Origin of the sequence: Bradyrhizobium sp. (assembly GCF_049512235.1) — a bacterium.
GTDB lineage: Bacteria > Pseudomonadota > Alphaproteobacteria > Rhizobiales > Xanthobacteraceae > Bradyrhizobium.
Genome location: NZ_JBEKXH010000652.1, coordinates 1 through 3194, shown reverse-complemented (window position 1 = coordinate 3194; position 3194 = coordinate 1). Strand labels below are relative to the sequence as shown.

At 58.8% G+C, this 3194-nt stretch carries 2 protein-coding genes; one reads left to right on the top strand and one right to left on the bottom strand.

The window, feature by feature from the left end:
• Nucleotides 1-534 precede the first annotated feature (534 nt).
• Complete coding sequence (locus ABSG20_RS33395; protein WP_423868707.1) at nucleotides 535-1698, bottom strand: ABC transporter substrate-binding protein; 1164 nt, start codon at nucleotides 1696-1698, stop codon at nucleotides 535-537.
• A 673-nt stretch (nucleotides 1699-2371) separates the two neighbouring features.
• Here ABSG20_RS33395 and ABSG20_RS33390 point away from each other — a divergent pair.
• A partial coding sequence (locus ABSG20_RS33390; protein ID WP_423868706.1) for a ParA family protein occupies nucleotides 2372-3194 on the top strand: 823 nt, incomplete at its 3' end.

Here is a 3194-nt window from a genome sequence, read left to right as displayed (position 1 = left end):
GCTGGTCATTGGGTCGGCTGCAGATCCCCTATGCCGTGCAATGGTCCCTGGAATATATGGTTGCGCACAAGGTGACAGCTGACCCTGCGGCAGATTACATGATACTGCCAAGCGCTGCAGAACGGAGGTCCCCTGACTGGAAACGGCCCTCGCGGGCGAAAGCTAAAAAACGCTAAAGCCAACACATCTCTATTGACGTGTTTGCTGATCTGATCTATCCCTGTTCCCTGTTCCCTTTGGAGTACCCCCAAATCGCGGCTTGCGGGTGTGGGACCTGGTCAACGATGCTGAAGACGCCCCCGGTTCGCCCCTCAGGCGCAACCGGCGCCAAATCGTGGTTGTAGAGCCTGGGATCGGCGCCGGGGATGGCGACGGCGGGGCTAGCGTTCGAGTGGCCTGACATCGGCGGCTCCTACACTTGGCAACGAGGCCCAGTTGCATTTTTAAGGCAAATCCCGGGCCAACATGGCTTCCCTGCCTGTCGCGCCGCGCAGTGCGGATCCGTTGGCATCGCCCCGGACTGGCGGCACAGATTTAATTCCCGGTCTGCAACTCGCCAAAACGCTCCCAGGCCTTGCCGGTGAAGCGCATGAACTGCATCTGCTCGACCGGTATGTGATCGGTCGGTGAGGTATTGATCTTGATGCCGGGTAACAGCATCGGCAACTCCAGATCCTTGATCGAGAACGCCTGCTTCAAAATATTTCCGGTCGAGAGATCGTCGCCGCAAGCCTTCAGCACGTGTTCCAGCGTCATCGCGCTGTTGTAGGAATTGACGTAGTTGGTGTCGTGCAGATCGGCCTCGGGCGCGTATTTGACCATGAATTCCCGCCACGCCTTGACGCCAGAATCGTCCTTCCAGGCGGGATCATCGGGGTCCTTGATGTAGGCGGTGGAGAGAATGCCGACGCCGGCCTCAAGCCCCGCGGGCTCCATCACGGTATTGATCCAGACCGCGACGTTGGACAAAAAAGTCATCGGCTTCCAACCGATCTCGTGGACCTTGCGGATCGATTGCGCGGCGAATTTCGGCGTCGCCGCGATCACCAGCACGTCGGCGCCGGAGGCTTTCAGCCTGACGATCTGGGAGTCAACGGTCGGATCCTGGACTTCGTAGGTCGCAACGGTGACGAGAGCATCGTATTTATCGCCGAGCACATCCTTCAGCCCCAACAGATAATCGCGTCCGAAATCGTCGTTCTGCGAAATCACCGCGAATTTGGCGTCCGGATTTTTCGCCAGCGCATGGCGCGCATAAAGCCGCGCCTCGTAGCGGAACGCGCCCTGCACGCCCAAGGTCGCCTGCGGGTACTGCGCGATGTCGGCGAATTTCGAGGCGCCGGAGCCGACGAACAATTGCGGGACGTTCTTGCCTTGCAGATACTTTGAGATCGCGGTGTTGTGCGCGGTACCGATCGAGGAGAAGATCAGCGCGACTTCATCGCTCTCCACCAGCCGCCTTGTCTGCTCCACGGTTTTCGGCGGCGCGTAGCTATCGTCGAGCGAAATCAAATTGACCTTGCGGCCGTTGATGCCGCCGCGCTCATTGAGCATCTTGAAATAGGCAACCTCGCCCTTGCCGAGCGCACCGAACGCCGAAACCGGGCCGCTGTACGGCATGGTCTGGCCGATCTTGATTTCGGTCGACGTGACGCCGCGCATCTCGGCCGCCGCCAGCACCGCAGGCCATGTCAGCATGGCCAGCGCGCTCACGACGCCGAATCTGGTGACCAGACGCATCGATCTCTCTCCCTCTTGGGCACGCACAGTTGGCGGCCGTGACAACAGGCGCGGTTCGCCCGCGCGCTTCCTACGAAGGCGAAACATGCCACGGCGCCCGAATTGACGCCAAATCATTATCGCCGGCCCCGGGAAAGCGGCCAGAAATCAAGCGGGACCTAGCCCGGACCTTTCCCAGAGCATCATCTGCGGTGCTGGTTTGGCACCAGACAGTACCTTCGGACGCTACAATCCGACTAACGGCATATACCTTCGAAAAGCTCACCGGCTATCCGACGATCGGCCTTGCCGAGCCATTCGACGCGCGATGCAAGCTTACATGAACGACGCCTCCGAATGCCGCAATGCCCATCCCACCTGTTGGGGGCCGTTCTCCTGATCGCAGAAGGCGCCCCAGATCAACCGATTGCTTGCACAGCTGTCGCCTGCCGCGAGGACTGAAGGAGCCCGCCCCTGCAGGCATTTGCAGCTAACAACCTCACGCGCTATGGTTGCATGGGTTTGGGGGCAAGGTATTCCTTGCCAGGGCGGCAACCGACGCTCCGCCGAGGCAGCCTGCAGCGGCACCTGATCGAAGCTGTCCGAGAGACGAGCGGCAGTCGTTGCGCTCGGCGCTCGAAGGAGCACGGCCTTGAGCGCAAAGATCATCGCTGTGGCAAACATGAAAGGTGGTGTCGGCAAGACGGCCACCGTGGTCTCTCTCGCGGAAGCCTTGGCAGCAAGCGGATATCGCGTGCTCGTTATCGATCTGGACGCACAGGCGAACGCATCGATTTGCCTGGCTGGCGATGCGGTATTGGCCAGATTGATGGAGCGAAGGGCGACGATCGAAGGCTTTCTAGAGGATCAGCTTCTCGGAAAGAAAACCATGGCATTCGCAGATTGCATACGTAGCAACGTTAGTAACGTCTCGCATCGTGATCAGCAGCTTGCCATCTCGCTTTTGCCATCTAGTCCAGAACTGCGGCGTCTTGAATACAAGATCATTCATGACCTCACGCAACGCAAGATGAGTTGGTCGGATATCATCAATGGCATGTCGGCGGTGATGAGCGTTCAGCTTACGAAGGCACGCAGGCATTTTGACTTCATTCTGATCGATTGCGCGCCCGGTATTTCGGTGCTGACAGAGGTCAGCATACGATTGGCTGATCTGGTGATTGTGCCGACGATTGCCGACTACCTTTCGACGTTCGGCCTCCAAACCTTTTGCATCACGCTCTCGGACCGAGGTCTTGCCGAAAATGTCAAGAAACCGGCGCACTCGCCACATGTCCTGATCACGCGTCGTCGGCAGGTCACAATACACACGCAAACAGCCGAACAACTCCGCAATGAAACGACGAAGGATGCGCCGGCGTTCGAGGTATTTCGAACCGAAATACCTGAGACAGTGACGATTGCGGATGCGCTGAGCCAGATCGGAAAATTTGCGATATTCTCTCAGAAATGGG